Annotated in this window: 28 protein-coding genes; 8 read left to right on the top strand and 20 right to left on the bottom strand. The window is 55.9% G+C overall.

Going from position 1 to position 25794, the window contains the following annotated elements:
* Positions 1–180: 180 nt before the first annotated feature.
* From hemW to BWI76_RS24100, 5 genes are read right to left on the bottom strand one after another with little or no spacing between them, the layout of a single operon-like run.
* Positions 181–1317: a radical SAM family heme chaperone HemW gene (gene hemW / locus BWI76_RS24120; protein ID WP_004135839.1), complete on the bottom strand. Its 1137-nt coding sequence runs from the start codon at positions 1315–1317 to the stop codon at positions 181–183.
* Positions 1310–1903, bottom strand: coding sequence for an XTP/dITP diphosphatase (locus BWI76_RS24115; protein WP_004135841.1), 594 nt, complete (start codon positions 1901–1903; stop codon positions 1310–1312). Before BWI76_RS24115 ends, hemW begins: the two co-directional genes overlap by 8 nt.
* 12 nt (positions 1904–1915) lie before the next feature.
* Positions 1916–2206, bottom strand: coding sequence for a DUF167 family protein YggU (gene yggU, locus BWI76_RS24110; RefSeq protein WP_004125173.1), 291 nt, complete (start codon positions 2204–2206; stop codon positions 1916–1918).
* A complete protein-coding gene (locus tag BWI76_RS24105; RefSeq protein WP_004135843.1) occupies positions 2203–2769 on the bottom strand; it encodes a YggT family protein in 567 nt (188 codons plus the stop codon). Before BWI76_RS24105 ends, yggU begins: the two co-directional genes overlap by 4 nt.
* A gap of 8 nt (positions 2770–2777) precedes the next feature.
* Entirely contained in the window at positions 2778–3491 is a 714-nt protein-coding gene (locus BWI76_RS24100; protein WP_004125172.1) for a YggS family pyridoxal phosphate-dependent enzyme, read from the bottom strand.
* Between the two features lie 16 nt (positions 3492–3507).
* Between BWI76_RS24100 and BWI76_RS24095 the strand changes: the two genes are divergently transcribed.
* Together BWI76_RS24095 and BWI76_RS24090 are read left to right on the top strand one after the other, a co-directional pair.
* Positions 3508–4488 carry a type IV pilus twitching motility protein PilT gene (locus BWI76_RS24095; RefSeq protein ID WP_004135845.1) on the top strand — a complete coding sequence of 327 codons (981 nt, stop codon included), beginning with the start codon at positions 3508–3510 and terminating at the stop codon, positions 4486–4488.
* A gap of 348 nt (positions 4489–4836) precedes the next feature.
* Entirely contained in the window at positions 4837–5490 is a 654-nt protein-coding gene (locus tag BWI76_RS24090; protein ID WP_004135847.1) for a LuxR C-terminal-related transcriptional regulator, read from the top strand.
* A 55-nt stretch (positions 5491–5545) separates the two neighbouring features.
* Here the strand turns inward: BWI76_RS24090 and ruvX are convergent, their stop codons facing one another.
* The 9 genes from ruvX to BWI76_RS28255 all read right to left on the bottom strand — a co-directional run bounded on the left by ruvX (position 5546) and on the right by BWI76_RS28255 (position 13275).
* The gene (ruvX, locus tag BWI76_RS24085; protein WP_004135849.1) at positions 5546–5962 is read right to left on the bottom strand and encodes a Holliday junction resolvase RuvX; all 417 of its coding nucleotides are present in this window, start codon (positions 5960–5962) and stop codon (positions 5546–5548) included.
* Positions 5962–6525 carry a YqgE/AlgH family protein gene (locus tag BWI76_RS24080; protein ID WP_004135851.1) on the bottom strand — a complete coding sequence of 188 codons (564 nt, stop codon included), beginning with the start codon at positions 6523–6525 and terminating at the stop codon, positions 5962–5964. Before BWI76_RS24080 ends, ruvX begins: the two co-directional genes overlap by 1 nt.
* A 176-nt stretch (positions 6526–6701) precedes the next feature.
* Positions 6702–7649: a glutathione synthase gene (gene gshB, locus BWI76_RS24075; protein WP_004135852.1), complete on the bottom strand. Its 948-nt coding sequence runs from the start codon at positions 7647–7649 to the stop codon at positions 6702–6704.
* Positions 7650–7669: 20 nt separating this feature from the next.
* Positions 7670–8401, bottom strand: a complete 732-nt coding sequence (gene rsmE / locus BWI76_RS24070; RefSeq protein ID WP_024358647.1) for a 16S rRNA (uracil(1498)-N(3))-methyltransferase — start codon at positions 8399–8401, stop codon at positions 7670–7672.
* Between the two features lie 90 nt (positions 8402–8491).
* Positions 8492–9199 carry a deoxyribonuclease I gene (gene endA / locus BWI76_RS24065; RefSeq protein ID WP_004135856.1) on the bottom strand — a complete coding sequence of 236 codons (708 nt, stop codon included), beginning with the start codon at positions 9197–9199 and terminating at the stop codon, positions 8492–8494.
* 94 nt (positions 9200–9293) lie between these two features.
* Positions 9294–9794 carry a SprT family zinc-dependent metalloprotease gene (locus BWI76_RS24060; protein WP_004135858.1) on the bottom strand — a complete coding sequence of 167 codons (501 nt, stop codon included), beginning with the start codon at positions 9792–9794 and terminating at the stop codon, positions 9294–9296.
* Positions 9795–9869: 75 nt separating this feature from the next.
* A complete protein-coding gene (locus BWI76_RS24055) occupies positions 9870–11264 on the bottom strand; it encodes a sugar porter family MFS transporter (protein ID WP_004125138.1) in 1395 nt (464 codons plus the stop codon).
* Positions 11265–11643: 379 nt separating this feature from the next.
* Entirely contained in the window at positions 11644–12798 is a 1155-nt protein-coding gene (gene metK / locus BWI76_RS24050) for a methionine adenosyltransferase (protein WP_004125136.1), read from the bottom strand.
* Positions 12799–12939: 141 nt separating this feature from the next.
* Entirely contained in the window at positions 12940–13275 is a 336-nt protein-coding gene (locus BWI76_RS28255) for a hypothetical protein (RefSeq protein ID WP_138110033.1), read from the bottom strand.
* A gap of 225 nt (positions 13276–13500) precedes the next feature.
* On the opposite strand from BWI76_RS28255, the gene yqgB reads away from it, so the two are divergent.
* The 3 genes from yqgB to speB all read left to right on the top strand — a co-directional run bounded on the left by yqgB (position 13501) and on the right by speB (position 16749).
* Positions 13501–13632, top strand: coding sequence for an acid stress response protein YqgB (gene yqgB / locus BWI76_RS24035; protein ID WP_075210876.1), 132 nt, complete (start codon positions 13501–13503; stop codon positions 13630–13632).
* Positions 13633–13640: 8 nt separating this feature from the next.
* Positions 13641–15617 (top strand): biosynthetic arginine decarboxylase, encoded by a 1977-nt coding sequence (gene speA / locus BWI76_RS24030; protein ID WP_024358645.1) that lies wholly within the window; start codon positions 13641–13643, stop codon positions 15615–15617.
* A gap of 211 nt (positions 15618–15828) precedes the next feature.
* On the top strand, positions 15829–16749 hold the full coding sequence (speB, locus tag BWI76_RS24025; RefSeq protein ID WP_004105690.1) for an agmatinase: 921 nt from the start codon (positions 15829–15831) through the stop codon (positions 16747–16749).
* A gap of 133 nt (positions 16750–16882) precedes the next feature.
* On the opposite strand, the gene BWI76_RS24020 is transcribed toward speB, so the two are convergent.
* The gene (locus tag BWI76_RS24020) at positions 16883–17641 is read right to left on the bottom strand and encodes a M48 family metallopeptidase (RefSeq protein WP_004133548.1); all 759 of its coding nucleotides are present in this window, start codon (positions 17639–17641) and stop codon (positions 16883–16885) included.
* A 278-nt stretch (positions 17642–17919) separates the two neighbouring features.
* On the opposite strand from BWI76_RS24020, the gene tkt reads away from it, so the two are divergent.
* Positions 17920–19911, top strand: coding sequence for a transketolase (gene tkt / locus BWI76_RS24015; protein WP_064371643.1), 1992 nt, complete (start codon positions 17920–17922; stop codon positions 19909–19911).
* Positions 19912–20065: 154 nt separating this feature from the next.
* On the opposite strand, the gene BWI76_RS24010 is transcribed toward tkt, so the two are convergent.
* The 5 genes from BWI76_RS24010 to BWI76_RS23990 are packed head-to-tail and all read right to left on the bottom strand — an operon-like array spanning position 20066 to position 23117.
* Entirely contained in the window at positions 20066–20722 is a 657-nt protein-coding gene (locus BWI76_RS24010; protein ID WP_004133550.1) for an ABC transporter ATP-binding protein, read from the bottom strand.
* Positions 20716–21393, bottom strand: a complete 678-nt coding sequence (locus BWI76_RS24005) for an ABC transporter ATP-binding protein (protein WP_024358641.1) — start codon at positions 21391–21393, stop codon at positions 20716–20718. Before BWI76_RS24005 ends, BWI76_RS24010 begins: the two co-directional genes overlap by 7 nt.
* Positions 21381–22088, bottom strand: a complete 708-nt coding sequence (locus BWI76_RS24000) for an energy-coupling factor transporter transmembrane component T (protein ID WP_004133554.1) — start codon at positions 22086–22088, stop codon at positions 21381–21383. The genes BWI76_RS24005 and BWI76_RS24000 overlap by 13 nt, the downstream gene beginning before the upstream one ends.
* The gene (locus BWI76_RS23995) at positions 22089–22667 is read right to left on the bottom strand and encodes an ECF transporter S component (protein WP_004133556.1); all 579 of its coding nucleotides are present in this window, start codon (positions 22665–22667) and stop codon (positions 22089–22091) included.
* A gap of 24 nt (positions 22668–22691) precedes the next feature.
* A complete protein-coding gene (locus BWI76_RS23990) occupies positions 22692–23117 on the bottom strand; it encodes a PPC domain-containing DNA-binding protein (protein ID WP_024358639.1) in 426 nt (141 codons plus the stop codon).
* A 377-nt stretch (positions 23118–23494) separates the two neighbouring features.
* Here BWI76_RS23990 and epd point away from each other — a divergent pair, with 377 nt between their 5' ends.
* Both epd and pgk read left to right on the top strand, forming a co-directional pair.
* The gene (gene epd / locus BWI76_RS23985) at positions 23495–24514 is read left to right on the top strand and encodes an erythrose-4-phosphate dehydrogenase (protein WP_004133558.1); all 1020 of its coding nucleotides are present in this window, start codon (positions 23495–23497) and stop codon (positions 24512–24514) included.
* A 51-nt stretch (positions 24515–24565) separates the two neighbouring features.
* Positions 24566–25729, top strand: a complete 1164-nt coding sequence (gene pgk, locus BWI76_RS23980) for a phosphoglycerate kinase (RefSeq protein ID WP_004125049.1) — start codon at positions 24566–24568, stop codon at positions 25727–25729.
* Positions 25730–25794: the final 65 nt, after the last annotated feature.

Here is a 25794-nt window from a genome sequence, read left to right as displayed (position 1 = left end):
AATCGATCAAATAGGTATTTTTGTGCGGTTGGTTATATTTATTTTCAATAAATGAATGTGAATATATTTTCATTATGAATGTTGAATTGAAATAGTTCGGAAATAGCGCTATTGATATTTCGAGAATGTCGAGTAATTAATTATCCCGTTATTTTTATAACGGGATAGGCGGAGAGGGCGTTATTCGCTGAGGAAGAGTTCGAGAAGGGAATTCAAAAATAGCTTACCGTGCTCGGTAATTTGCCAGTAGCGCTCATCTTCCGTCAGGTAGCCTTCGGCGATGGCGGCATCGATTTGCGGACGGATCGTACGCTCATCAAGGCCGGTGTAGCGGCTGAATTCATCGCGCGGGGCGGCTTCCAGCAGGCGGAAACGGTTCATAAAGAACTCAAACGGTTTATCCGCATCTTCCACATCATGCTGGCGCTCCAGATAGCGGCCTTCCATGTAACCGCGTGGATGCCGGGTTTTCGCCGTCCGCAGTATGCGCCCGTCCGGGAACGTCACTTTGCCGTGCGCGCCGCAGCCAATCCCGAGGTAGTCGCCAAAGCGCCAGTAGTTCAGGTTATGCTGGCACTGATAGCCCGGCTTAGCGTAGGCGGAGGTTTCATATTGCTGATAGCCCGCCGCGCTGAGCAGGCTATGCCCCTGTTCATAAATGTCCCACAGCGCGTCGTCATCGGGCAGGGTCGGCGGCCGCGAACCAAACAGGGTGTTTGGCTCAATGGTCAGCTGATACCAGGAGAGATGCGGCGGATTGAGCGCAATCGCCTGGCGCAGGTCGTCCAGCGCCTCTTCCAGAGACTGGTCCGGCAGGCCATGCATTAAATCGAGGTTAAAACTGCGTAGCCCCAGGCCGCTTGCCAGGTTTGCCGCGCGTTTGGCTTCCTGTGGCCCATGGATGCGCCCGAGCCGCTGCAGCTTCTGTTCGCTAAAGCTCTGTACGCCGATGGAGATACGATTAATGCCCGCGCGCTGGTACTCGACAAAGCGATCCGCTTCCACGGTGCCGGGGTTGGCTTCCATGGTGATTTCCGCGTTGGACGCCAGCGGAAGAGACTCGCGCACGCCGTCGAGCAGGGTTTGCATCGCCGGGCCGGAGAGCAGGCTCGGCGTACCGCCGCCAATGAAAATAGTCCCGATTTCACGTCCCTGCGCATAGTGAGCGTCGGCTCGCAGATCGTTCAGCAGATGCTGAACGTAGTCGTCATGCGGCACCTCGCCTTTCAACGCATGCGAATTGAAATCGCAGTACGGGCATTTCTGCACGCACCACGGGATGTGAATATAGAGGCTCAGGGGCGGCAAATTAGCCATTACGTAAGGCTTCCAGTAACAGTTTAAGCGCGCGTCCGCGGTGGGAAATGGCGCTCTTTTCTTCACGGCTTAGCTCCGCTGCGGTTTTACCTTCCGTCGGAACAAAGAAAATCGGATCGTAACCAAAGCCGCCGCTGCCTGCGGCTTCGCGAGCGATGATGCCCGGCCAGCTGCCGTGGCAAACCAGCGGCGTCGGATCTTCCGCATGGCGCAGATAGACCAACACGCAGTGGAATTGCGCCTGACGCTTATCGTCCGGCACGTCGCGAAGCGCGTCGAGCAGCTTTTCCAGATTCCGCTGGTCGGTCGCACCTTCACCGGAATAACGGGCGGAGTAGATGCCCGGCGCGCCGCCTAACGCATCGACGGCCAGACCTGAGTCATCGGCGATGGCCGGGAGCCCGGTCAGCTGCGCGGCATGGCGCGCCTTCAGAATGGCGTTTTCGATAAACGTCAGGCCGGTTTCCTCTGCGGAATCCACGCCCAGCTCGGTTTGCGCAACGATATCAAGGCCAAAATCTGCCAGCAGCGAGGCCAGCTCGCGCACTTTTCCGGGGTTGCCGGTAGCGAGAACAACTTTTTGCATAAGAGATCCTGTTTATTCCGTCAGCGCGGCGACCCCGTCCGGGATCTGCTGCGGATGAATGATTTTTATCTGTTTGTGGCGACCCAGTTCGCCTTTCTCAATAAGCACCTGGCTTTTCGCTACGCGAAACTGTTTGGCGAGGAATTTTACCAGATGGGCGTTGGCCTGGCCGTCAACGGGTGGCGCGGTAATGGCGACTTTGAGCTCGTCGCCATGTAAACCAACGATGCTGTCGCGGCTGGCCTTGGGCTGAATATACAGCCGTAAGACCAACCCGTCAGCGCAGGCTTCGACGGCACTCATAGCGCCATCCACAGCCCCGGAAGCAGAACGTTGCCGGTAGCCTGCAACAGTTCGGCGATACCCATGTTGATCACGTACAGCAGCAGAACCAGCACCATCGGCGAGAAATCAATGCCGCCCATCGATGGCAGCAATCTGCGGATCGGGCGCAGCAGCGGATCGGCCAGCTGCATCAGAACAAATTCCACCGGACTGCGGCCCTGGCTTACCCAGCTCATAATCGCCATTAACAGAAGAACCCAGAAGATCAGCGAGCCGACGGTTTTAATGAGGATCAGCAGCGCGGAAATCCAGATAATCGGCTGGAAGGTCACGACCATAAACAGCACGATAGCTTTCACGACGCAGAGAATAAAGGCGACCAGCAGGGAAGCGCTATCGAGAGGCCCCATCGCCGGAATAATGCGGCGCAGCGGCCCAACGACAGGCTGCGTAGCCTTGACTACGAACTGCGAAAACGGGTTATAAAAGTCGCAGCGCGCCCACTGCATCCAGACGCGTAATAACACGACCATTGTGTAAAGCTCAATGACCGTTGAGAGCAGGAAAGTCAACGTCTTCATGGCGTTCCTCAGATTCCTTGTTTTTTGCTGTAGTCGCGCGCGCCGAAAATTGCGGTTCCGATGCGCACCATAGTGCTTCCCGCCGCGATGGCGGCTTCCATATCATCCGACATTCCCAGCGACAGCGTATCGACGGTAGGGTAGTGCGTTTTTAGCCGCGCAAATGCTACCGCCATTTGTTGGGCGACGGCAAACTGCCTTACATATTCTGACTCTGGCGCGGGAATGGCCATTAAACCGCGTAGCTGCAGATTAGGGAGTTTAGCGATTTCTGCCGCCAGCGCGTCCAGCTCTTCAGGCGGAATACCCGACTTGCTCTGCTCATCGCTAATGTTGATTTGAATCAGCACGTTGAGCGGCGGCAGTTGAGCCGGGCGCTGTTCGCTCAGGCGGACGGCGATTTTGAGACGATCGACGGTATGGCACCAGTCAAAATGTTCGGCCACCAGACGGCTTTTATTGGACTGCAGCGGACCAATAAAGTGCCACTGTAGCCCGGTGGCGCCCGTTTCCTGAAAGTAGCGGATTTTATCCACGCCTTCCTGAACATAGTTTTCGCCAAACGCGAGCTGGCCGGCGGCCATCGCTTCTTCGATAGCGCTCGCAGGTTTCGTTTTACTGACTGCAAGCAACGTAACTTCTTCTGGAGCACGGCCGCAGCGTGCGGCAGCGGCTGAGATTTTGTCCCGGACCTGTGCCAGGTTATGCGCAATATCGTTCATATACCGAGGATGAGTTATGGAACTGGAAGAAATAGTGGCCCTTAGTGTAAAGCATAACGTCTCCGATCTACACCTGTGCAATGCTTCAGCGCCGCGCTGGCGTCGCCAGGGCAAGCTGGAGCCCGCGCCGTTTACCTCTCCCGATATTGGCAAGATACTCACTGATTGGCTCAACGCCGAGCAGCTCGCGCAGTGGCAGGCCTGCGGGCAGGTCGATTTCGCGCTGACTCCGGCGGACGGGCCGCGCCTGCGCGCCAGCGCATTTGCGCACAATCGCGGTCTGTCGCTGGCGCTGCGTCTGCTGGCGGAAACCTGCCCTCAGCTGGCGGATCTCGGCGCGCCGGCCGCCTTGACGGAGCTGCTCAATGAAGAGAGCGGGCTTATCCTGGTCACGGGGGCTACCGGTAGCGGAAAATCAACCACCCTGGCGGCGATGGTGGGCTATCTTAACCAGCGCCTCAGCGGCCATATCCTGACGCTGGAAGATCCGGTTGAGTTTATTCACCGCAGCGAGCGCTGTCTGATCCAGCAGCGGGAAATCGGCCGCCACTGCCCCTCATTTGCCGCTGCCCTACGCGCCGCGCTGCGTCAGGACCCGGATGTCATTCTGTTAGGGGAGCTGCGTGACAGCGAAACGATCCGCCTGGCATTAACCGCAGCGGAGACCGGACATCTGGTGATGGCAACGCTGCATACGCGCGGCGCAGCGCAGGCGGTTGAGAGGCTGGTGGACGTCTTCCCGGCGCAGGAGAAAGAGCAGGTTCGCAGCCAACTGGCGGGGAGCTTATGCGCGGTGCTGGCACAAAAACTGTTTCCAGATGCTGCTGGCGGCAGAGTTGCGTTATACGAGCTTTTGGTTAACACCCCGGCGGTGGCTAATTTGATCCGAGAGGGGAAAACGCATCAGTTGCCCGGCGTGATGCAAACCGGGCAGCAATCGGGCATGCAAACATTTACGCAAAGCTTTCAGCAACGTACGGCCGCGGGGCTTTTATAGCTGCGCTTTTTATATTCAGAGATCCTACCAATAGCTTGTTATAATAATGTTTTATTAATGTTTGGTACCTTTATTTGATATTACAAATAAACACCTAAGATTAAGCCGAGTAATCTATTCCATGAAAAAAGAATTGACATAAACCTCTCATAACCAGGAAAAAAGTTTGATAATCTTTTGACTCTCTTAAGGCATTCGATTTATGCTGTTTTCAGGGATAGGAAGATTCCCATGGAATATTGTTTCAATGTGTAAAAATGATTTGTTTTTATAAATACACAGGCGATCGTATTCTTGTTAATTCATTTAACCGCTATGAAGGCGGAAATCAACTAAGGAGAGTTTTAAGTGATTAATTTATCTGAGAATTCGGCTTTTTCTCACCAGGTTACTTTTATTACTCACCCCTCCATTCAAAGCAAAGCATTTGCGACCTGGCTGGCCGAAAGGTTATCCGCATCGGTCATTCTGCAAAATATTAACAAACCCCTCGCGCAACGCCTTTTGAAAGATTCTGTAATATTATTTGATATTGCGGTTTCAAATAAAAAGTTGAATAGCGTATGGCGCGATATTATTCGCATGCAGGCAGATAACCCTCGTTTATTGATTATCAATAGCGCACAAAAGTATGAGCTCTACGAAATGGCGCAGTGGCCAGCGCTGTATGGTGTTTTCCGTCATGACGATGATGAATCGCGCTTAATTGAGGGCGTTAAGGCTGTGCTGAACGGCGAACAGACGGCTGAATTGAGCGTGATGCACCCGGCGATGTATGCGGCGGATCATGTATCGGCGCCTGCGGAAAATTCACCGCTGACCGAGCGTGAATGTGAAATCCTCAATGAACTGCGCTGCGGGGCGACCAATCTGGATATTGCCCGCGCGCTGTTTATCAGTGAAAACACGGTGCGTACCCATCTGTACAACGTGTTCCGTAAGCTTAGCGTGAAGAACCGCACTCAGGCGGTCAGCTGGGCGAATGAACATCTGCGCCACTAAACATGAAATCAGGATGATGGCGCCTGCCGCTGGTATGGGGCGCCATCATTCAGCTTCAGTAACCCTGCTCGAAGTAGCTTTCCAGAATAATAACGGCGGAAGCGGAATCCACGCTGCCTTTATTGAGCGCCCGGAATCCACCCTGTTCGAATAGCCCAGCTCTGGCTTCAACCGTGCTCAGACGTTCATCATGCAGGGTTATCTGCACGCCGAAGCGGCCATGAATTTTATTCGCGAAGTTGCGCGCACGGGCGGTCAGGGGCTGTTCCGTGCCGTCCATATTCAGCGGCAGGCCGACAATCACGGCTTCAGGCTGCCACTCTTTCAGCAGTTTCTCAATAACGTTCCAGTCAGGCTTACCGTCCTGCGCTTTCAACGCGGGGAGAGGGCGGGCGGTGCCGGTGATGCGCTGCCCTACGGCGACGCCAATGCTTTTGGTACCAAAATCAAAGCCTAAAAAAGTGCCGCTCATTACGCGTGCCCCGCATCGGCTGGCATGGTCACGATATCAATGCCAATCAGCTTCGCAGCCTCGCGCCAGCGGTCGGCTATCGGCGTGCTGAACAAAATATTCCGATCGGCCGGCGCGGTGAGCCAGGCGTTATCCAGTATCTCTTGCTCCAGCTGGCCTTTCTCCCAGGAAGCATAGCCCAGCGCAACCAGTACGTTCTCTGGCTGTTTATCCGTACCCAGCGTTTCGAGCACGTCGCGGGAGGTGGTAATCACCGTGTTATCGGAAATACGGATGCTGGAGGAAAAATCGGAGGGCGGCGAATGCAGTATAAAACCCCGATCCTCGGCCAGCGGACCGCCAACCATCACCGGTTTATCCAGGCGGATCTCGGGATTGCGCGGTTCAGGCGTGATTTTTAATTTCTCCAGGATCCCTTCAACCTGCAGATTTTCCATCGGCTTATTGATGATGATGCCCATGGCACCGTCATCGTTATACTCGCAGATATAGACTACGGAGCGACGGAACATCGGGTCCTGGAGAGCAGGCATGGCAATTAGAAAGTGATGCTGTAAATTCATTGTCAGAGGTTCTGTTCCTGGTTCAAAAAAGCAGCACCCAGTATGCGGGTAAAGCAAGGGAGTGTCGATTCACTTTATCTTTCAGGCTCAAGGCGCATTGCCTGCCTGAACCTGATAGCGAATCGTCTGCGCTGGCTCCAGGCTACAGGCGCAGGCCTGCAGCCGGAATAAGCGCTTTATTTATTGAGGCGCTGCTCAATGGCGTCCATCAGCATCCCGGTAATGGAAATCGGGAAGGCGGCTTCGATTTCACGAACGCAGGTGGGGCTGGTGACGTTAATTTCCGTCAGGCGATCGCCGATGATATCCAGGCCGACGAAGATTAAGCCTTTGGCCTTCAGCGTGGGGCCAACGCGGCGGGCGATGGCCCAGTCGCTTTCGGTCAGCGGGCGCGCTTCGCCACGACCACCGGCCGCAAGGTTACCGCGGGTTTCGCCGCCCTGCGGGATACGGGCCAGGCAGTAAGGAACCGGCTCGCCGTCAACCACCAGCACGCGCTTATCGCCATCTTTAATGGCGGGTAGATAGTTCTGCGCCATGCAGTAGCGGTTGCCCAGCTCGGTCAGCGTCTCGGTGATGACGCCGAGGTTAGGGTCACCCTCTTTAACGCGGAAAATGGAGGTGCCGCCCATACCGTCCAGCGGTTTGAGGATGATATCGCCGTGTTTTTCCCAGAAGGCTTTCAGCTGCGCCTTATTACGGGTGACCAGCGTTTCCGGGGTCAGCTCGGAGAACCAGGCGGTAAACAGCTTTTCGTTACAGTCGCGCAGGCTCTGCGGCTTATTGACGATAAGCGTGCCTTGTTCTTCGGCGCGTTCGAGGATGTAGGTCGCGTAGATAAACTCGGTATCGAATGGCGGATCTTTACGCATCAGAATGACGTCAAGGTCCGCGAGAGGCAGATCCTGCTCGCCGTTGAACGCGTACCATTTGTCGTAGTTCTGCTCGACGCTCAGCTTGCGCGTACGGGCGCGGGCTTCGCCGTTGATTAAGTACAGATCGTTCATCTCCATATAATGGAGTTCATAGCCGCGACGCTGCGCTTCCAGCAACATGGCGAAGCTGGTGTCTTTCTTGATGTTGATGGTTGCGATGGGGTCCATCACGATGCCGAGCTTAATCATTGTTCTTCTCCGTTAACGCTTCAACCTAAGTCGCCAAAACGCACCTGCAGGGCGGTTATGGCAGTGAGCGCAGTTGTCTCTGTACGCAGAACGCGCGGTCCCAACAGGATATCAGTAAACTGGTAGCGAGCGGTCATCGCTATCTCTTCTGCCGACAGGCCGCCTTCCGGGCCAATCAGCAGCCGGATGCGTTCGACCGGCAGGGGCAGCGTGTTAATGCTGGCGCTGGCGCGAGGGTGCAAATTAAGCTTCAGACCCTCGTCCTGCTCCGCACACCAGGCTTCAAGCTGCATGGCCGGGCGGATCTCCGGCACCACGTTGCGGCCGCTTTGCTCGCAGGCGGCAATGGCGATTTTCTGCCACTGCTGGATCTTTTTCTGCAAACGTTCGGCGTCCAGTTTAACGCCACAACGCTCGGAAAACAGTGGCGTTATGAGGCTTACACCAAGTTCGATCGATTTCTGGATGGTGAATTCCATTTTTTCGCCGCGGGACATCACCTGGCCCAAATGGATATGCAGCGGGGATTCACGGTTATCAACTTTGCTGCTCTGTACTTCAACCAGAACATTTTTCTTACCGGCCTCGACAATGACCGCCTCGAAGATCTGATTGCTGCCGTCAAAAAGCTCTATTGCCTGGCCTTTACCCATCCGTAAAACGCGACCGACATGGTTGGCCGCGTCGTCGGAAAGCGCTATCTGGCTACCCGTGGTAATACGTTCCGGGTGATGGATGCGAGGAATGCGCATGCTTGATGTTCCGTTCTTAGCGCAGATATCTCTTCCCCCAGTCAAGGGGGAAGAGTGAAGCTGCAAATTAACAATTGCCGCTAGTGTAGGTTAGCTCTTTTGCGCCTGGCAAGCCTGCAGGACATAAGGATTATGGTTGCCCTGAACTTTGGCAATACGCGCATCGCGTTCGCACTCCCAGGTCGTGACCGGGTACATCTTATCCCAGGCGGTAAACAGCTGGGTTTGCTGGCGGGAAAGATTGAGCTGGTAGCGGTCGCGCATATAGAAGTAGGTACGGGCGATGGCGCCACGCGCGCGCGCCGGCGGCTCGGCAACTTTATCTTTAAAATCAACCTTCATTGCGCACTGGCCGTACTGGCCTTCGCCGCCGTTCCACTGGCTGTACATAAAGTTGGCGCGGTCGCCGTTGACCTCGCCGACCGCCGGCTGCAGGTTATGCATGTCGCTTTCCATCTTGCGGTATTCCGGATCTTTGGCGCAGTTTTTGCGCCCGCCGTCCTGCCAGCACTGCCGCTGATGGCCAAACTGCCATGCGGGAACCACATGCTCCCACTCGACCCGGCTGGCGCGATTCTCATTTTTACGCACTTTATAGCCACAAGATTCCAGGTCGATAACCCCCTTTTTTCCCTGCCAGTTGATTTTACAGCCGCAGTAGAAATCGCCGGGGGCGTCGGCATTGACCTTGACCCCAGCGGTCTTGGCCTGAGAAAAACTGTTGATTCCTTCCGCTGCAAGCGGGGCGCATACCGCCACGCTAAGAAACGCGGCAGCAAAAGTATGAATACGGGACATCGTTAACTCCGTGTCAAAACGAGCCCGCAACGTAACGAATGTGATTGCCAGACGCAATCAGTCAGATCAGAAAATTTCCAATTATTTCCGGAGATTACTTTTCCGCCACCAGAACATCTCCGCAGCGCACGCAGCGATAGGTGGCCTCCCCGCGCATCACGCGATTGTGGCGGCGGACGGTAAGCTGGTGCTGCTGGCATTGGCAGCGGTAGGGGAAGGTATTTTTACGGACTGAATCGAGTTCGAAACGATGGGTGCGCAGAGCCGGAACGCCCAGCACGCTTTCCATCATCCATTTCCACTCTTTACCATGCGGCGCGACGCGGCCAAAGTGTTTCCACACCAGCAGGTGGGCCAGCTCGTGCGGCACGACTTCATCAATAAACGCCTGCTGGTTTTCCAGCAGCAGCACCGGGTTAAGGCGGATTTCGTTTTTCTCCAGCCAGGCGGTACCGGCGGAGGTTCCCCGCTGCTGATAAACCAGCGCCGGTTCAGGGTAATGGCGTCCCAGCTTGAGGTTCGCTTTGGCCAGATTCTCCCGCAGGCTGCGCATAACGGCCTGTTGAAGGGCAATGGGAATTCGGGGTGTTTTCATAGCGCCAGAGGATAGTGCGGCGGGGTGAGGAGAGCAAGAAGAAGCTTCCTCCCGGGCGGGAGGAAGCGTATCAGGCTAGTCGCGCGCGCCGATTTCGCGCAGCTTGCGGCCTTTCATCAGGTTACGTTCGATATGCTCCAGCGAAACGTTTTTGGTTTCCGGGATCAGCCACAAGGTCAGGAAGATGAACAGGATGTTCAGGCCGCCATAGACCCAGAAGGTGTTGGCGCTGCCCAGCGAGTTCAGCATGGTGAGGAACGTCGCGCCGACGATCATGTTGGCAATCCAGTTGGTGGCCGTCGAACAGGTGATACCGAAATCACGCCCTTTCAGCGGCTGGATTTCGGAACACAGCACCCAAATCAGCGGGCCGGCGCTCATGGCAAAGCCAACGATAAACATCAGCAGCATCAGGACGGCAAAGTACTGCGCCGTGGCGGAGTGGATGCCGATATGCATCATGCTGCCCAGAATGCCCATGCCGAGCGCCATGACGATAAAGCCAAGGATCAGCGTCGGCTTGCGACCCCAGCGGTCGACCAGCCCGATGGCGATAAAGGTCGCCAGCACATTGGTCAGACCGACGATGACGGTGCCCCACATCTGTTCGGTGGTATTGGCATAGCCTGCCAGTTCAAAAATCTTCGGCGCGTAGTACATGATGACGTTCATACCGGTGAACTGTTGCATCACCTGCAGCAGAACGCCGAGGAATACCGCGCGGCGGAAGTTGCTGTTTTCTTTAAACAGCGACCAGCCGGACTGTTTTACCTTCAGGCTTTCGCGGATCTCATCCAGCTCGCGTTTCGCTTCAGCGCTGGTGTCGCGCAGGCGCAGCAGAACGCGTTCAGCATCGACAAAGCGGCGCTTGGCGGCAAACCAGCGCGGGCTGTCCGGCAGGAAAACCACGCCAATCAGCAGCAGCACCGCCGGGATAATAATCACCCCGAGCATCCAGCGCCAGGCGCCGCTGTAGCTGAATGCCGTATCGGAAAGATAGGCGCCGAGAATACCAATGGTAATCATCAGCTGGTACATCGAAATCATGCTGCCGCGGATTTTTTCCGGTGCGATTTCAGACAGATACAGCGGGGCGGTGTAGGAGGCGACGCCCACGGCCAGGCCGAGCAGCACGCGGGAGATCAGCAGCACTTCTACGTTCGGCGCGGCGGCGGAGAACAGCGAGCCGGCAACGAACAGGATGGCGCCAATCATCAGGCTTTTTTTACGCCCGAGTTTGAAGGAGAGCCAGCCGCTGCCCACCGCGCCGACGGCGGCGCCGAACATCATAGAGCTGACCACCCATTCCTGAGTGTGGGCGCTTATCTGGAACTCATTGGCAATAAAGGGTAAGGCACCCGCAATAACACCGATATCAAGGCCGAACAGCAGGCCAGCCAGTGCGGCGAGGAAGCAGACAAAGAACGTCATCGTCTTGTTCGAACGCCCTTGTTTTTTGTTGTCAGGCATAACGCCCTCCGGTTGAGTTATTGATCCTGTCGATGCGTAGGGTAGGTAAATACGTAGTAAAAAAATGTGATAGTAATCACGGCTGTGTAATCGGTTACACTAGAGTAAAGAAACGTAATTACTATAAATGTATTTAAATCAGTACATTAATTGAGTTTAGCTTAAGAAATTAAAAGCGCTAATCAGACTTTGCTGAAATATTGTGTAACAAAGTGAAGCGTTATTACATTTCGCACGTATTTAAGGGAAATATTTGCTCTGTATATGATGTAATCGCTTCCATTTTGAGCGGGCGTAGGCAGGATTCGGCGTCAGCGAAGGGGAGCTAAAGTAAAAAGGCCAGCGCGGGTCTGGCCTTGAAATCGAGGGAGTGCGGAGATTATTTCAGACCGGACGCTTCGCGCAGCTGGGCTGCCTTGTCGGTTTTTTCCCATGGGAAATGTTCGCGACCGAAGTGACCGTATGCCGCCGTCTCTTTGTAGATCGGGTGCAGCAGATCCAGCATCTGAATCAGGCCGTACGGACGCAGGTCAAAGAACTCACGCACCAGCAGGGTCAGCTGCTCAGAAGGCACTTTTTCGGTACCGAAGGTTTCAACCATGATTGAAGTCGGCTCTGCCACGCCGATGGCGTAGGAAACCTGAATTTCACAACGATCGGCCAGGCCAGCGGCAACGATATTTTTCGCTACATAGCGCGCCGCGTAGGCCGCGGAACGGTCCACTTTAGATGGATCTTTACCGGAGAACGCGCCGCCGCCGTGACGAGCCATGCCGCCGTAGGTGTCAACGATGATTTTACGCCCGGTCAGGCCGCAGTCGCCCATTGGTCCGCCGATAACAAAACGGCCGGTTGGGTTGATAAAGAATTTTGTGGCGCTGTTCAGCCACTCGGTCGGCAAGACCGGTTTGATGATCTCTTCCATCACTGCTTCCTGCAGCGATTTCTGGTCGATATCTTCCGCGTGCTGGGTCGACAGGACTACCGCGTCAATCCCGACGATTTTACCGTCGTCGTACTGGAAGGTGACCTGGCTTTTCGCATCCGGGCGCAGCCACGGCAGGGTGCCGTTTTTGCGTACTTCGGCCTGACGCTGCACCAGACGGTGGGCATAGGTGATCGGCGCCGGCATCAGCACGTCGGTTTCGTTGGTGGCATAGCCAAACATCAGGCCCTGGTCGCCCGCGCCCTGTTCCAGCGGATCGGCGCGGTCAACGCCCTGGTTGATGTCCGGAGACTGTTTACCGATAGCGCTCAGGACCGCGCAGGAGTTGGCGTCAAAGCCCATGTCGGAATGCACGTAGCCAATTTCACGGACCGTGTTGCGGGTGATCTCTTCAATATCAACCCATGCGCTGGTGGTGATCTCGCCACCGACCAGAACCATGCCGGTTTTGACGTAGGTTTCACAAGCTACGCGCGCCTTCGGATCCTGTTCGAGGATCGCATCCAGCACGGCGTCGGAGATTTGGTCAGCAATTTTGTCGGGATGCCCTTCTGATACGGACTCTGACGTAAAGAGGTGTTTTGCCATGTTTTATTTCACCTGTGGACGATTCGGGTAGCTCATACTGTTGTGTAGAATGGCTTTGACGGATGACTCTACCAAAGCTTGCAGGTAGCGACACGAGCAGTCTGAGTGTTAATCAGTATAGATGGATTAACTTCTGGACGGCTATTTTAGGGCAGTTCTTGACCCCATTTCCAGCCTTTTTTGATATTCGTCGCATTTATAGAAAAAGGGCGGTGGCAATTTTTCCTGACAATCCCCGGCAACGCGCATATTTTTATTTTGCTTTTTACCCCGCTTCTCGGTATAAAACGCCGCGCGCGGCTCATTAAAACAGCGCACGAGCATTTGCTTCGTGACGCCACTTCCAGCCGGGTTAAGCAGTCTGTATTGACAGAGTCCCGCGGCGGCGTTTTCGCTGGCTGTCTGGAACGTATAGCTTTGGCTTGTCGCTGGCCCGTCTCGGGGCAGTGTGGAGGTGATACCAGATAATGAACCCACGTTTTTCGCCTGATTCGTCGCGTCGTTCCGTCGCGCGTCACTATCCCGCAACCCGCATCTCTCTCATGCAAACCAGCCGATGTTCTACCCATCTCGGCGCTTCTCAGGATTCCCGGGCCGGCAGGCTGCTGGAACACTGAACAAGGGCGCTCTTGCGATAGCAAGGGTTTTCTCGTGGTTTCTCCGGACTGTCATACTCCGTTCGGGTACGTGTTTTACGATGATATGAATAAGAAACCGGTCGCTCAGCCGCAAGACCAGCACTATCTACTGGGATTTCGGACTGTTTATGGGTTGTTATCGCTTCTTCGGATTGCGATAGTAGTCAACTGTTTTACACTTGTTACTAAAATTTGAGGTTCGCTATGTCTGACGACATGTCTTTATCTTCGCCTTCGTCAGCAGGCGATCACGGTGTACTACGTTCCATGCAGGAGGTTGCGATGAGCTCCCAGGAAGCCAGCAAGATGCTACGTACTTACAATATTGCCTGGTGGGGTAATAACTACTACGACGTTAACGAACTGGGCCATATTAGCGTCTGCCCGGATCCTGACGTCCCGGAAGCGCGCGTTGACCTTGCCGAGCTGGTGAAAGCGCGTGAAGCTCAGGGGCAGCGCCTGCCTGCACTGTTCTGCTTCCCGCAGATTTTGCAGCACCGCCTGCGTTCGATTAACGCCGCCTTTAAACGGGCGCGCGAATCTTATGGCTATAACGGCGACTACTTCCTGGTTTATCCGATCAAGGTTAACCAGCATCGCCGCGTGATTGAATCGCTGATCCACTCCGGCGAACCGCTGGGTCTGGAAGCCGGCTCGAAGGCCGAGCTGATGGCGGTACTGGCGCACGCCGGTATGACCCGCAGCGTGATTGTTTGTAACGGTTATAAAGACCGTGAATATATCCGCCTGGCGCTGGTGGGCGAAAAAATGGGCCACAAGGTCTATCTGGTCATCGAGAAGATGTCGGAAATCGCCATCGTGCTCGAAGAAGCCGAGCGGCTGAACGTGGTGCCGCGTCTTGGCGTGCGTGCGCGTCTGGCTTCGCAGGGCTCTGGCAAATGGCAGTCCTCCGGCGGCGAAAAATCCAAATTCGGTCTCGCGGCGACCCAGGTTCTGCAACTGGTTGAAATTCTGCGCTCAGCCGGGCATCTGGACAGCCTGCAGCTGCTGCACTTCCACCTTGGCTCGCAGATGGCCAATATTCGCGATATCGCCACCGGCGTGCGTGAATCGTCGCGCTTCTACGTGGAGCTGCATAAGCTGGGCGTGAATATTCAGTGCTTCGACGTTGGCGGTGGTCTCGGCGTTGATTATGAAGGCACCCGCTCCCAGTCCGACTGTTCGGTGAACTACGGCCTGAACGAATATGCCAACAACATCATCTGGGCGATTGGCGATGCCTGCGAAGAGAACGGTCTGCCGCATCCGACGGTGATCACCGAATCCGGTCGTGCGGTCACGGCGCACCACACCGTGCTGGTATCGAACATTATCGGCGTTGAGCGTAACGAATATACCGAGGCGACTCCGCCTGCGGAAGACGCCGCGCGTCCGCTGCAAAGCATGTGGGAAACCTGGCTGGAGATGCAGGAAACCGGCAACCGCCGCTCGCTGCGCGAATGGCTGCACGACAGCCAGATGGATCTGCACGATATCCACATCGGCTACTCCTCCGGCACCTTTAATCTTCAGGAGCGCGCCTGGGCCGAGCAGCTGTATCTGAATATGTGCCATGAAGTGCAGAAACAGCTCGACCCCAGCAACCGCGCGCATCGTCCGATTATCGATGAGCTGCAGGAGCGCATGGCGGATAAGATTTACGTCAACTTTTCCCTGTTCCAGTCGATGCCGGATGCATGGGGTATCGATCAGCTGTTCCCGGTGATGCCGCTGGAAGGGCTGAACATGGTGCCGGAACGCCGCGCGGTGCTGCTGGATATCACCTGTGATTCCGATGGCGCGATTGACCACTATGTGGATGGCGACGGTATTGCGACCACCATGCCGATGCCGGAATACGATCCGGAGAATCCGCCTATGCTGGGCTTCTTTATGGTGGGCGCCTACCAGGAGATCCTCGGCAATATGCACAACCTGTTCGGCGATACGGAAGCCGTAGACGTGTTTGTCTTCCCTGACGGCAGCGTGGAAGTTGAGCTGTCTGATGAAGGGGATACCGTTGCGGACATGCTGCAGTACGTGCAGCTCGATCCGAACACGCTGTTGACCCAATTCCGCGATCAGGTGAAAAATACGGACCTGGACGCCGCCCTGCAGCAGCAGTTCCTTGAAGAGTTCGAAGCGGGTTTATACGGCTACACTTATCTGGAAGACGAGTGATATACGCCCTCTCCGTAATGGAGAGGGAAGAGGAAGGCGAAGCCGATTGCGCCATTCGCCAAACTTGCTTGAACCCGTAGAAATTTGCGGCGATAATTCGCCCAATTAAGCAATAAACTCATTCAAAACCCTTCCTCGTCGGGCCTAACGACGCGGAGGGGTTTTTTTATATTTGTATTTCAATACAACGACGGTAAAAGAGGTCATATCCATGAGCACCTTAGGTCATCAATACGATAACTCCCTGGTATCCAACGCATTTGGTTTTCTGCGTCTACCGATGAATTTCATGCCGTATGACAGCGATGCGGACTGGGTCATCACCGGCGTACCGTTTGATATGGCGACCTCCGGACGCGCGGGCGGCCGTCATGGCCCGGCGGCGATCCGTCAGGTGTCGACGAACCTTGCGTGGGAGCACAACCGCTTCCCGTGGAATTTTGACATGCGCGAGCGCCTGAACGTTGTGGACTGCGGCGATCTGGTTTATGCCTTCGGCGACGCGCGTGAAATGAGTGAAAAGCTGCAGGCCCACGCGGAAAAACTGCTGGCGGCAGGTAAACGCATGCTCTCCTTCGGCGGCGACCATTTTGTGACGCTACCGCTGCTGCGCGCGCATGCTAAACACTTCGGCAAAATGGCGCTGGTACATTTCGATGCCCACACCGATACCTACGCTAACGGCTGCGAATTTGACCATGGCACCATGTTCTACACCGCGCCGAACGAAGGCCTGATCGATCCGCATCATTCGGTGCAGATCGGTATCCGTACCGAGTTTGATAAGGACAACGGCTTCACGGTGCTGGATGCGGGCCAGGTCAACGATCGCAGCGTTGACGACGTGATCGCTCAGGTGAAACAGATCGTCGGCGATATGCCGGTGTATCTGACCTTTGATATTGACTGTCTGGATCCGGCGTTTGCCCCGGGTACCGGTACGCCGGTGATCGGCGGGCTGACCTCCGATCGGGCGATCAAGCTGGTGCGTGGCCTCAAGGATCTGAACATCGTCGGCATGGACGTGGTGGAAGTCGCTCCGGCCTACGACCAGTCTGAAATCACCGCCCTGGCGGCGGCGACCCTGGCGCTGGAAATGCTGTATATCCAGGCGGCGAAAAAAGGCGAGTAAGCGGACTATTTTACTCGCCATTTTGCAGCCGGGCAGCGCTCGCTATCCTCACGTACGACGTGTACGCTCCGGTGGCGGTGCGCTGTCCGGAGCCCGCCCATAACGTCCGATTTGTTACAAACCGGGGCGAGAATTATTTGATGCCGTCCGCCGCCATGCGATCGCGGATATGCTGAGCGCGTGCTTCCGATGCCGGATGATCGTCAAACATTGAGCTTTGGCGTCCGGCTTCCAGCTTCGCCAGTTTCTCGAAGCTGGTGGCGAGACCCGCCGGATTGATTCCGCGCTTGCGCAGCAGATCGTACGAGTAGTCGTCCGCTTCCGATTCCTGACGCTGGGAGAACTGCGAGTTCACCAGCTTCTCGCCCAGATCGCCCAGCTGCGATTGCGACAGACTACCGACGATGCCGCCTGCGGAGGCCGCCGCCGCGCGTACCGCGTTAGTGCCCAGCGCTACCTGCATCCCTTTCTTCACGTGGCCCAGCGCGACGTGACCCATTTCGTGGCCGATGACCGCTTCAACTTCATTATCATTCATTAAATCCATCAGCCCGCTGTAAACGCGGATGCAGCCGTTAGCCATGGCGAAGGCGTTAACGTCTTTGGTCTGGTATACCTTATAGTTCACCGGCTGGCCGTTGATGTTGTCCCCCAGCGCGGCGGCGATTTTACCCAGACGTTTGCTGTATTCACTGCTGGCAGGCGCGATAGTCGCCTTCGCATCCATCTCCTGACAGGCTTTGTCGCTTAAGGCTTTCACCTGCTCGTCGCTGAGCGAGTAAGCCTGGAAGGCCTCCGCGCCGGAGCTAAGCAGGCCGTTGGAATCCATGTTCTGGCATCCGGTTAGCGTTGCTGCGATCCCAAGGGCAAGAATAGCTGAACGAAATTTCATTTTTTATCTTCCACAATCTTATGGTTATTTATCCGAAAAAACGGCGATGGCTGCCTGCCGTATCCTGTGCAAATTATAAATACTATATGAGAATGCGGGCGAGAGGATTACGCCGTAGCACAACGTGTTCCAGAGATTTCTTAAACGGCAAAAGGATGCTCCATGTACATGCTTTGCCGCTTAGGTTACATTGTTCACACTTTTTTCCGGCGTAGCCCAAAACGCGCTGTCGTCAAGTCGTTGCGGGCATGGCCTTCATTATCCGATCTGGAGTCAAAATGTCCTCACGTAAAGAGCTTGCTAACGCTATTCGTGCGCTGAGCATGGACGCAGTACAGAAAGCCAAATCCGGCCACCCGGGTGCCCCGATGGGTATGGCTGACATTGCCGAAGTCCTGTGGCGTGATTTCCTGAATCATAACCCGCAGAACCCGTCCTGGGCCGACCGCGACCGCTTCGTGCTGTCCAACGGTCACGGCTCCATGCTGATTTACAGCCTGCTGCACCTCACCGGTTATGATCTGCCGATTGAAGAGCTGAAGAACTTCCGTCAACTGCACTCTAAAACGCCGGGTCACCCGGAAGTCGGCTACACCGCGGGCGTGGAAACCACCACCGGCCCGCTGGGTCAGGGTATTGCGAATGCGGTCGGTATGGCCATTGCGGAGAAAACTCTGGCGGCGCAGTTCAACCGTCCGGGCCACGACATTGTTGACCACTTCACCTACGCGTTCATGGGCGACGGCTGCATGATGGAAGGTATCTCCCACGAGGTATGCTCCCTGGCCGGTACCCTGAAGCTGGGCAAGCTTGTTGCGTTCTATGACGACAACGGCATCTCCATCGACGGTCATGTAGAAGGCTGGTTCACCGATGACACCGCGAAGCGCTTTGAAGCCTACGGCTGGCACGTGGTGCGCGGCGTTGACGGCCATGATGCTGACTCGATTAAACGCGTGGTAGAAGAAGCGCGTGCGGTCACCGACAAGCCGTCCCTGCTGATGTGCAAAACCATTATCGGTTTCGGTTCGCCGAACAAAGCCGGTACCCACGACTCCCACGGCGCGCCGCTGGGCGACGCGGAAATCGCGCTGACCCGCGAAGCGCTCGGCTGGAAACACCCGGCGTTTGAAATCCCGTCTGAAATCTATGCCCAGTGGGATGCCAAAGAAGCCGGCCAGGCGAAAGAGTCTGCGTGGAACGAGAAATTTGCCGCCTACGCCAAAGCCTTCCCGCAGGAAGCCGCTGAGTTTACTCGTCGTATGAAAGGCGACATGCCGGCTGACTTCGACGCGAAAGCGAACGAGTTCATCGCTAAGCTGCAGGCTAACCCGGCGAAAATCGCCAGCCGTAAAGCGTCCCAGAACGCCATTGAAGCCTTCGGCCCGCTGCTGCCGGAATTCCTCGGCGGCTCCGCTGACCTGGCGCCAAGTAACCTGACCCTGTGGTCCGGTTCTAAAGCGATCAACGAAGACACTGCCGGTAACTACATTCACTACGGCGTGCGCGAATTCGGTATGACCGCGATTGCCAACGGCATCGCCCTGCACGGCGGTTTCCTGCCGTATACCTCCACCTTCCTGATGTTCGTCGAGTACGCGCGTAACGCGGTACGTATGGCGGCGCTGATGAAACAGCGTCAGGTGATGGTCTACACCCACGACTCCATCGGTCTGGGCGAAGACGGCCCGACTCACCAGCCGGTAGAGCAGGTGGCTTCCCTGCGCGTCACCCCGAACATGTCCACATGGCGTCCGTGCGACCAGGTGGAATCCGCCATCGCGTGGAAATACGGCGTAGAGCGTCAGGACGGCCCGACCGCGCTGATTCTGTCCCGTCAGAACCTGGCGCAGCAGGAGCGTACCGAAGAGCAGCTGGCGAACGTTGCCCGCGGCGGCTACGTGCTGAAGGATTGTGCCGGTCAGCCGGAACTGATCTTCATCGCCACCGGCTCTGAAGTTGAGCTGGCGGTCGCCGCTTACGAAAAACTGACTGCCGAAGGCGTGAAGGCGCGCGTGGTTTCCATGCCGTCCACTGACGCGTTCGACAAGCAGGATGCCGCTTACCGTGAAGCCGTGCTGCCGAAAGCCGTCTCTGCGCGCGTGGCTATCGAAGCGGGTATCGCTGACTACTGGTTCAAATATGTGGGCCTGAACGGCGCGATCGTCGGCATGACCACCTTCGGTGAGTCTGCGCCGGCGGAGCTGCTGTTTGAAGAGTTTGGCTTCACCGTGGACAACGTGGTCGCGAAAGCGAAAGCGCTGCTGTAGTCCTTTCACTCTTCCGGCGCGGTAAAGCCGCGCCTTGTCCGAGCTACGGGGCCAGTGCGGTCGGGTAGCCCGGGCAGGTGCGCAGCACCGCCTCCGGGTAAAGACTTTAGTTGTCACCGTAAAAAACGGGTCGCTCAGGCGGCCCGTTTCTTTTTCAGGAAATACTCAGTAGCCTTCCCTTTTCCAGGCGCACCATGCGGGAAAAGTGGCGCTGTATAAAAGCCGGGTCATGGCTGATAGCCACTACGCTGGTCCCCCTTTTGCGGCAAACCGCAAGCCACTCCTCAAATATCGTCAGCCAGTGCTGGTCAAAATCGCGGCTGGGTTCGTCGAGCAGCAGAACTGCTGGCGCCATCGCTTCCAGACAGGCGACGGCCACCATGCGGCGCTGGGCGGTATGCAAATCCAGCGGATGCGCATCGGCGACGTCCTCTAACTGGCAAAGCTGCAGCGCTGCCGCGGTGCGTTGCGCAACCTCTGCGGCAGACCGTTTCTGTAGCCGCAGCCCGAAGGCGACTTCTTCAGCCACCTTGCTGTGAAAGATTTGATTTTCAGCTTCCTGAAACAGGACGCCGAGCATACCGGCGCGATGGCGATTTTTATAATGCGCCATCGGCTTATCCAGCAAATTGACGGTACCGGACGTGGCGGGTAGCAGTCCGGCCATCACCCGCAGCAGGGTGGATTTCCCCGCGCCGTTATCGCCGGTGAGCGCCAGCCATTCGTTTTCACCGAGGTTTAGCGAGATGTTTTGCAAACAGTCTGCCGCCGCGCCGGGCCAGCGATAAGTCACCTGATTCAACGTCAGCATAGCGGGGAAAGCGCTCCATCATGCAGTCGCCATCCCTGCTGACACCAGGCAAGAAAAGGCGAGGGAGTTCGTTCAAAAAGGATAATCAAGGAACGCTGCGCCTGCGCCCAGTGCCGCAAGCGCTCCAGAAGCATGGCGCTAGCCTGCGCCGTCAAACGGCTAAACGCTTCATCCAGTATCAATATCCTGGGCTGCATGGCAAGCGCGCTGGCAATGACTACCCGCTGGGTTTCTCCGCCGGAGAGAGTGGCCGGGTGGCGATGACGTAACGCCTGGCATGCCGTCAGCGTCAGCGCTTCATCAATACGACGCATAATCTCGTCTTCGCTGAGGCAGAGATTTTCAGGACCAAAAGCGACCTCTTCTTCGACGCTGAATGTACAGCCGGAAAGCTGGAGATAGGGGGATTGTTGAACCAGCTGGACGGTGCTCGCCTGTTCGACGAGCGACAACTGTCCGATAGGGTTCCCGAGTAACGTTCCTTTACCTTCAATTTCTCCGGGGAGGAAATCCGGATACCAGCCCGCCATCAACTGCGCAAGCGTACTTTTTCCGCTGCCGTTATCGCCAAAAATCGCCACCATACCGGGCTCGGCGTAGTGAAAATCGAAGCAGGCAGGTGGGCGCGTGGCATGGGTTGGAAGATAGCGAAACTGTTCTAATGTAACCATATCCAGACTCCGGTCTCGGTGACTATCAGCGCCACCATGGCGTAGCGTGCCCAACGCTGTAAGGTGCTGTCCGGTGGTGCCCACAGCGTGGTGCGTGTCCGATGCAGGCGAAATCCTCGCATATCCAACGCCGCACCGCGTACGGCTAAATCGTTGAGCGCATTATGGGTAAGCGGCACAATCAATGCAGGCATCGCGCGTAAACGATGATACCAGGCCTCATCCAGCGGGACGCCCCGTGCGCACTGGGCCTCATGAATAATCGCCAGCTGGCGTTTGAGCTGCTCGACAACCAGCAACGGGCCGGCAAACAGATAGGCGAGACCCGGCGGCAAGCGGGAGGCAAACAGGGCGCGCATAAACCGCGAAACCGGCACGTAGTGCATCCACAGCTGCGATGTTGATACGATGGCCAGGATCCGCAGCCAGAGCGTGACGGCATTGGCCCAACGTTCAGGTTCACGCGCTTGTCCAGCGATCCATTCGCTCAACCAGCCGCCGTGCACCAGCCACAGGCCTAACCCTAAAGGGATCATCAGCCAGAGTACGTATTTTGCCCGTGGCCGCGTGGCCTTGATTCCCAGTAAACAGATGAAAGTCAGCGCGCTGTAAAGGCTTAAGGGCGCACCCGCGGGTAGGAGGAGCGTGGAGCAGGCGGCGAGCGCCCACAGGCTTAATGAGGTAAAGGGATGCATTTAGCGTACAGCAGACATGGTTGGGAAATGGCGCGTTGTGCGTAGCGGAAGCTGGCGCAACAGGACCCAGACGATGGCCGCCGTCAGGATTTTATCGACCAGGTTCGCGCCCAGCACGGTGATCGCGACGGACTCCACCAGATTCTGGCCGACCGAGTGCATCCAGGCGACAAAGAGATCGGCACCGCTGCCGGTGACGCCGCCAAACAACGTAGTGCGAATAGGCACGGCGACAAGCGTGACGGCGAGAGTAATGATGACACCGCTGGCCACCACTTTCGGTAAGGTGCGAAACCATCCCGCCCGCGCCAGCCATCCAGCCACCAGCCCGATAACCATCGCCACCGGAGCGAAGGCGGCGGCGATAGGATCGGTCAATAACCCCCACAGCAGGTTAGTGAGTAGGCCAGTCAGCATTCCGACCACCGGGCCTAACAGCACCGCGCTGATTAAGGTGCCAATAGAGTCGAGAAAAATCGGTAATTTCAGCATGCTGATCAGCTGGCCGCCGACCATATTGATGGCGATAGCAATGACAATCAGGACCAGAGACTGGCTGGAAAATTGGCGACGCGCCATAGAAGACCTCGTTTAAGTGAAACGTTAGCGGGATGAAATGACCAGTTCGTCATAGCCGGACACCGCACACGGCTGACGGCTAAACGCCACGGAGGTCAGTTCGCCGATCACCAGCTCAAGGGTGGTGCGGACGGTACAGCCGGGCATCATATGGCCGCCGAGCATGGCGCCTTGCGGATCGGATAGGGATAAATGGAGATGTTCTCCGGCTAATTCCAGCGTGCCATTCAGAGAAATCACCTCATATATTCCGTTCAATAAGGCGGTTTGATCCTGACCGGCAAAGCGTAACGCTACGTTGCTTAGGCTGCCGGTGCAGCCAGCTATCCAGCCGGCCTGAATATGGTGTTGCTGCACAAACGCGCGCAGGCGGGAAAAAACCTCCTCGCCCGGAAGTAAGCGAAGCGCATAGTAACGTGCCGCAGAGGGCTGAATGTGGGGAATTGTCATGATTTTAGAGGGACTCCGAAACTCGGACGTAACGGTAATAATATCGCCGCTCTTCAGTATAGTTTCTGATATAAATCAGTATTAGCGGTCCGGCAACGAAAAGATATTGCTACGCTTATTCGTCATTCTGGAATATGGAATAAATTCCCCAGCAGATAGCGTGAAAGTGTGATGTAAGTCAGATAAATGCTTTCTCCAGCTGGACAATCATTCCTTTTATTCCTTGTTTGGCTTATTCTAGCTGAAGCGTTTCAGTCGTCTAAATGTTCGACAATTAATCAATCAGTCGCAGTTTGCGACAGGTAAGGTTTCCCTTAGAGCGTTGCTGCATTACTCTGTCAGCCACCTCTTATCATGGACAGCCTTGCAGGAGACCTATGACCATACGCATTGCGATTAATGGCTTCGGTCGCATCGGGCGTAACGTGGTTCGTGCTTTGTATGAATCCGGGCGTCGTGCGGAAATTACCGTGGTGGCAATCAATGAACTGGCGGATGCTGCCGGCATCGCGCATTTATTGAAATATGACACCAGCCATGGGCGCTTTGCCTGGGATGTGCGTCAGGAGAGAGAGCAGCTGTTTGTTGGCGATGATGCCATCCGTCTGCTGCATGAACCTTCCCTTGAGGCGTTGCCCTGGCGGGAACTGGCGGTTGATGTGGTACTTGACTGTACCGGCGTTTACGGCAGCCGCGAACATGGCGAAGCCCATCTTCAGGCCGGCGCCAGGAAAGTGCTTTTTTCACATCCTGGCGGCAGCGATCTCGACGCGACGATCGTTTTTGGCGTAAACCATGACGAATTAAGAACCGAGCACCGTATCGTCTCCAACGCCTCCTGCACCACCAACTGCATTATTCCGGTCATTAAGCTGTTAGATGATGCCTATGGCATTGAGTCGGGTACGGTAACGACGATCCACTCATCAATGAACGATCAGCAGGTCATTGATTCCTGGCATCCGGATTTACGCCGGACGCGAGCGGCCAGCCAGTCGATCATCCCGGTTGATACTAAGCTTGCTGCGGGGATCACGCGTATTTTCCCTCAGTTTAACGATCGTTTTGAAGCGATTGCGGTCCGGGTACCGACGATTAATGTGACGGCAATCGACCTTAGCGTCACGGTGAAAAAACCGGTAAAAGCAAGTGAAGTCAACCAGTTGCTGCAAAAAGCAGCGCAGGGTGTATTTCATGGTATAGTTGACTATACGGAATTGCCGTTAGTCTCGATAGATTTCAACCACGATCCCCATAGCGCCATCGTCGATGGCACGCAAACGCGGGTAAGTGGCGCGCATTTGATCAAAACGCTGGTCTGGTGCGATAACGAATGGGGCTTTGCTAACCGGATGCTCGACACCACGTTAGCGATGGCCGCACAAGGTTTCAGGTAAGGCGCGCAGGCGCCTGCAAAACTTTATCAAGAATCAACGAGAGGATTCACCATGTCTGTAATTAAGATGACCGATCTGGATCTGGCTGGTAAACGCGTTTTTATCCGTGCGGATCTGAACGTACCGGTTAAAGAAGGGAAAGTAACCAGCGACGCGCGTATCCGCGCTTCTCTGCCGACCATCGAACTGGCCCTGAAGCAGGGTGCGAAAGTGATGGTCACTTCCCACCTGGGTCGTCCTACCGAAGGCGAGTACAACGAAGAATTCTCTCTGCTGCCGGTTGTTAACTACCTGAAAGACAAACTGTCTAACCCGGTACGTCTGGTTAAAGATTACCTGGACGGCGTAGAAGTCGCTGCCGGTGAGCTGGTGGTTCTGGAAAACGTTCGCTTTAACAAAGGCGAGAAGAAAGACGACGAAGCGCTGTCGAAAAAATACGCTGCGCTGTGCGATGTATTCGTCATGGACGCGTTCGGTACCGCTCACCGCGCGCAGGCTTCTACTCACGGTATCGGCAAATTCGCTGACGTCGCTTGCGCAGGTCCGCTGCTGGCCGCTGAGCTGGACGCCCTGGGTAAAGCGCTGAAAGAACCGGCCCGTCCGATGGTCGCTATCGTGGGCGGTTCTAAAGTTTCCACTAAGCTGACCGTTCTGGATTCCCTGTCTAAAATCGCTGACCAGCTGATCGTCGGCGGCGGCATCGCCAACACCTTTGTTGCCGCTCAGGGCCACAACGTGGGTAAATCCCTGTACGAAGCCGATCTGGTTGACGAAGCGAAACGTCTGCTGACGACCTGCGATATCCCGGTTCCGACTGACGTTCGCGTGGCAACCGAGTTCTCTGAAACCGCAACCGCGACCCTGAAATCTGTTAACGACATCAAAGATGAAGAGCAGATTCTGGACCTGGGCGATGCTTCCGCAGAGAAACTGGCTGAAATCCTGAAAAATGCGAAAACCATCCTGTGGAACGGCCCGGTCGGCGTGTTCGAATTCCCGAACTTCCGCAAAGGGACTGAAATCGTGGCTAACGCCATCGCAGACAGCGAAGCGTTCTCTATCGCCGGCGGCGGCGACACTCTGGCAGCAATCGACCTGTTCGGCATTGCTGACAAAATCTCCTACATCTCCACCGGCGGCGGCGCATTCCTCGAATTCGTGGAAGGTAAAGTTCTGCCGGCAGTAGCTATGCTCGAAGAGCGCGCTAAGCAGTAATTCAGTTCAGGCGGGGAGACCCGCCTGTTTTTCAGCGCGCGTAAAAGCTCGCGAACCTTCTTCAA

Source organism: Klebsiella sp. M5al, from assembly GCF_002090195.1.
Classification (GTDB): domain Bacteria; phylum Pseudomonadota; class Gammaproteobacteria; order Enterobacterales; family Enterobacteriaceae; genus Klebsiella; species Klebsiella grimontii.
The sequence above is the reverse complement of the archived record's forward strand: the minus strand, read 5'-3'. Positions and strand labels throughout refer to the sequence as shown.

Bases quoted from the DNA above. Each gene is read 5' to 3' on its own strand.
- yqgB (WP_075210876.1), top strand. From the start codon at position 13,501: ATGAATAAGAAACCGGTCGCTCAGCCGCAAGACCAGCACTATCTACTG.
- BWI76_RS24105 (WP_004135843.1), bottom strand. From the start codon at position 2,769: ATGAAGACGTTGACTTTCCTGCTCTCAACGGTCATTGAGCTTTACACA.
- BWI76_RS24060 (WP_004135858.1), bottom strand. From the start codon at position 9,794: ATGAAAACACCCCGAATTCCCATTGCCCTTCAACAGGCCGTTATGCGC.
- hemW (WP_004135839.1), bottom strand. From the start codon at position 1,317: ATGGCTAATTTGCCGCCCCTGAGCCTCTATATTCACATCCCGTGGTGC.
- tkt (WP_064371643.1), top strand. From the start codon at position 17,920: ATGTCCTCACGTAAAGAGCTTGCTAACGCTATTCGTGCGCTGAGCATG.
- pgk (WP_004125049.1), top strand. From the start codon at position 24,566: ATGTCTGTAATTAAGATGACCGATCTGGATCTGGCTGGTAAACGCGTT.
- BWI76_RS24080 (WP_004135851.1), bottom strand. From the start codon at position 6,525: ATGAATTTACAGCATCACTTTCTAATTGCCATGCCTGCTCTCCAGGAC.
- BWI76_RS24000 (WP_004133554.1), bottom strand. From the start codon at position 22,088: ATGCATCCCTTTACCTCATTAAGCCTGTGGGCGCTCGCCGCCTGCTCC.
- BWI76_RS24055 (WP_004125138.1), bottom strand. From the start codon at position 11,264: ATGCCTGACAACAAAAAACAAGGGCGTTCGAACAAGACGATGACGTTC.
- BWI76_RS24115 (WP_004135841.1), bottom strand. From the start codon at position 1,903: ATGCAAAAAGTTGTTCTCGCTACCGGCAACCCCGGAAAAGTGCGCGAG.
- ruvX (WP_004135849.1), bottom strand. From the start codon at position 5,962: ATGAGCGGCACTTTTTTAGGCTTTGATTTTGGTACCAAAAGCATTGGC.
- BWI76_RS24010 (WP_004133550.1), bottom strand. From the start codon at position 20,722: ATGCTGACGTTGAATCAGGTGACTTATCGCTGGCCCGGCGCGGCGGCA.
- epd (WP_004133558.1), top strand. From the start codon at position 23,495: ATGACCATACGCATTGCGATTAATGGCTTCGGTCGCATCGGGCGTAAC.
- metK (WP_004125136.1), bottom strand. From the start codon at position 12,798: ATGGCAAAACACCTCTTTACGTCAGAGTCCGTATCAGAAGGGCATCCC.
- endA (WP_004135856.1), bottom strand. From the start codon at position 9,199: ATGTCCCGTATTCATACTTTTGCTGCCGCGTTTCTTAGCGTGGCGGTA.
- BWI76_RS23995 (WP_004133556.1), bottom strand. From the start codon at position 22,667: ATGGCGCGTCGCCAATTTTCCAGCCAGTCTCTGGTCCTGATTGTCATT.
- rsmE (WP_024358647.1), bottom strand. From the start codon at position 8,401: ATGCGCATTCCTCGCATCCATCACCCGGAACGTATTACCACGGGTAGC.
- BWI76_RS24005 (WP_024358641.1), bottom strand. From the start codon at position 21,393: ATGGTTACATTAGAACAGTTTCGCTATCTTCCAACCCATGCCACGCGC.
- BWI76_RS24095 (WP_004135845.1), top strand. From the start codon at position 3,508: ATGGAACTGGAAGAAATAGTGGCCCTTAGTGTAAAGCATAACGTCTCC.
- BWI76_RS24100 (WP_004125172.1), bottom strand. From the start codon at position 3,491: ATGAACGATATTGCGCATAACCTGGCACAGGTCCGGGACAAAATCTCA.
- yggU (WP_004125173.1), bottom strand. From the start codon at position 2,206: ATGAGTGCCGTCGAAGCCTGCGCTGACGGGTTGGTCTTACGGCTGTAT.
- speA (WP_024358645.1), top strand. From the start codon at position 13,641: ATGTCTGACGACATGTCTTTATCTTCGCCTTCGTCAGCAGGCGATCAC.
- gshB (WP_004135852.1), bottom strand. From the start codon at position 7,649: ATGATTAAGCTCGGCATCGTGATGGACCCCATCGCAACCATCAACATC.
- BWI76_RS24020 (WP_004133548.1), bottom strand. From the start codon at position 17,641: ATGAAATTTCGTTCAGCTATTCTTGCCCTTGGGATCGCAGCAACGCTA.
- speB (WP_004105690.1), top strand. From the start codon at position 15,829: ATGAGCACCTTAGGTCATCAATACGATAACTCCCTGGTATCCAACGCA.
- BWI76_RS23990 (WP_024358639.1), bottom strand. From the start codon at position 23,117: ATGACAATTCCCCACATTCAGCCCTCTGCGGCACGTTACTATGCGCTT.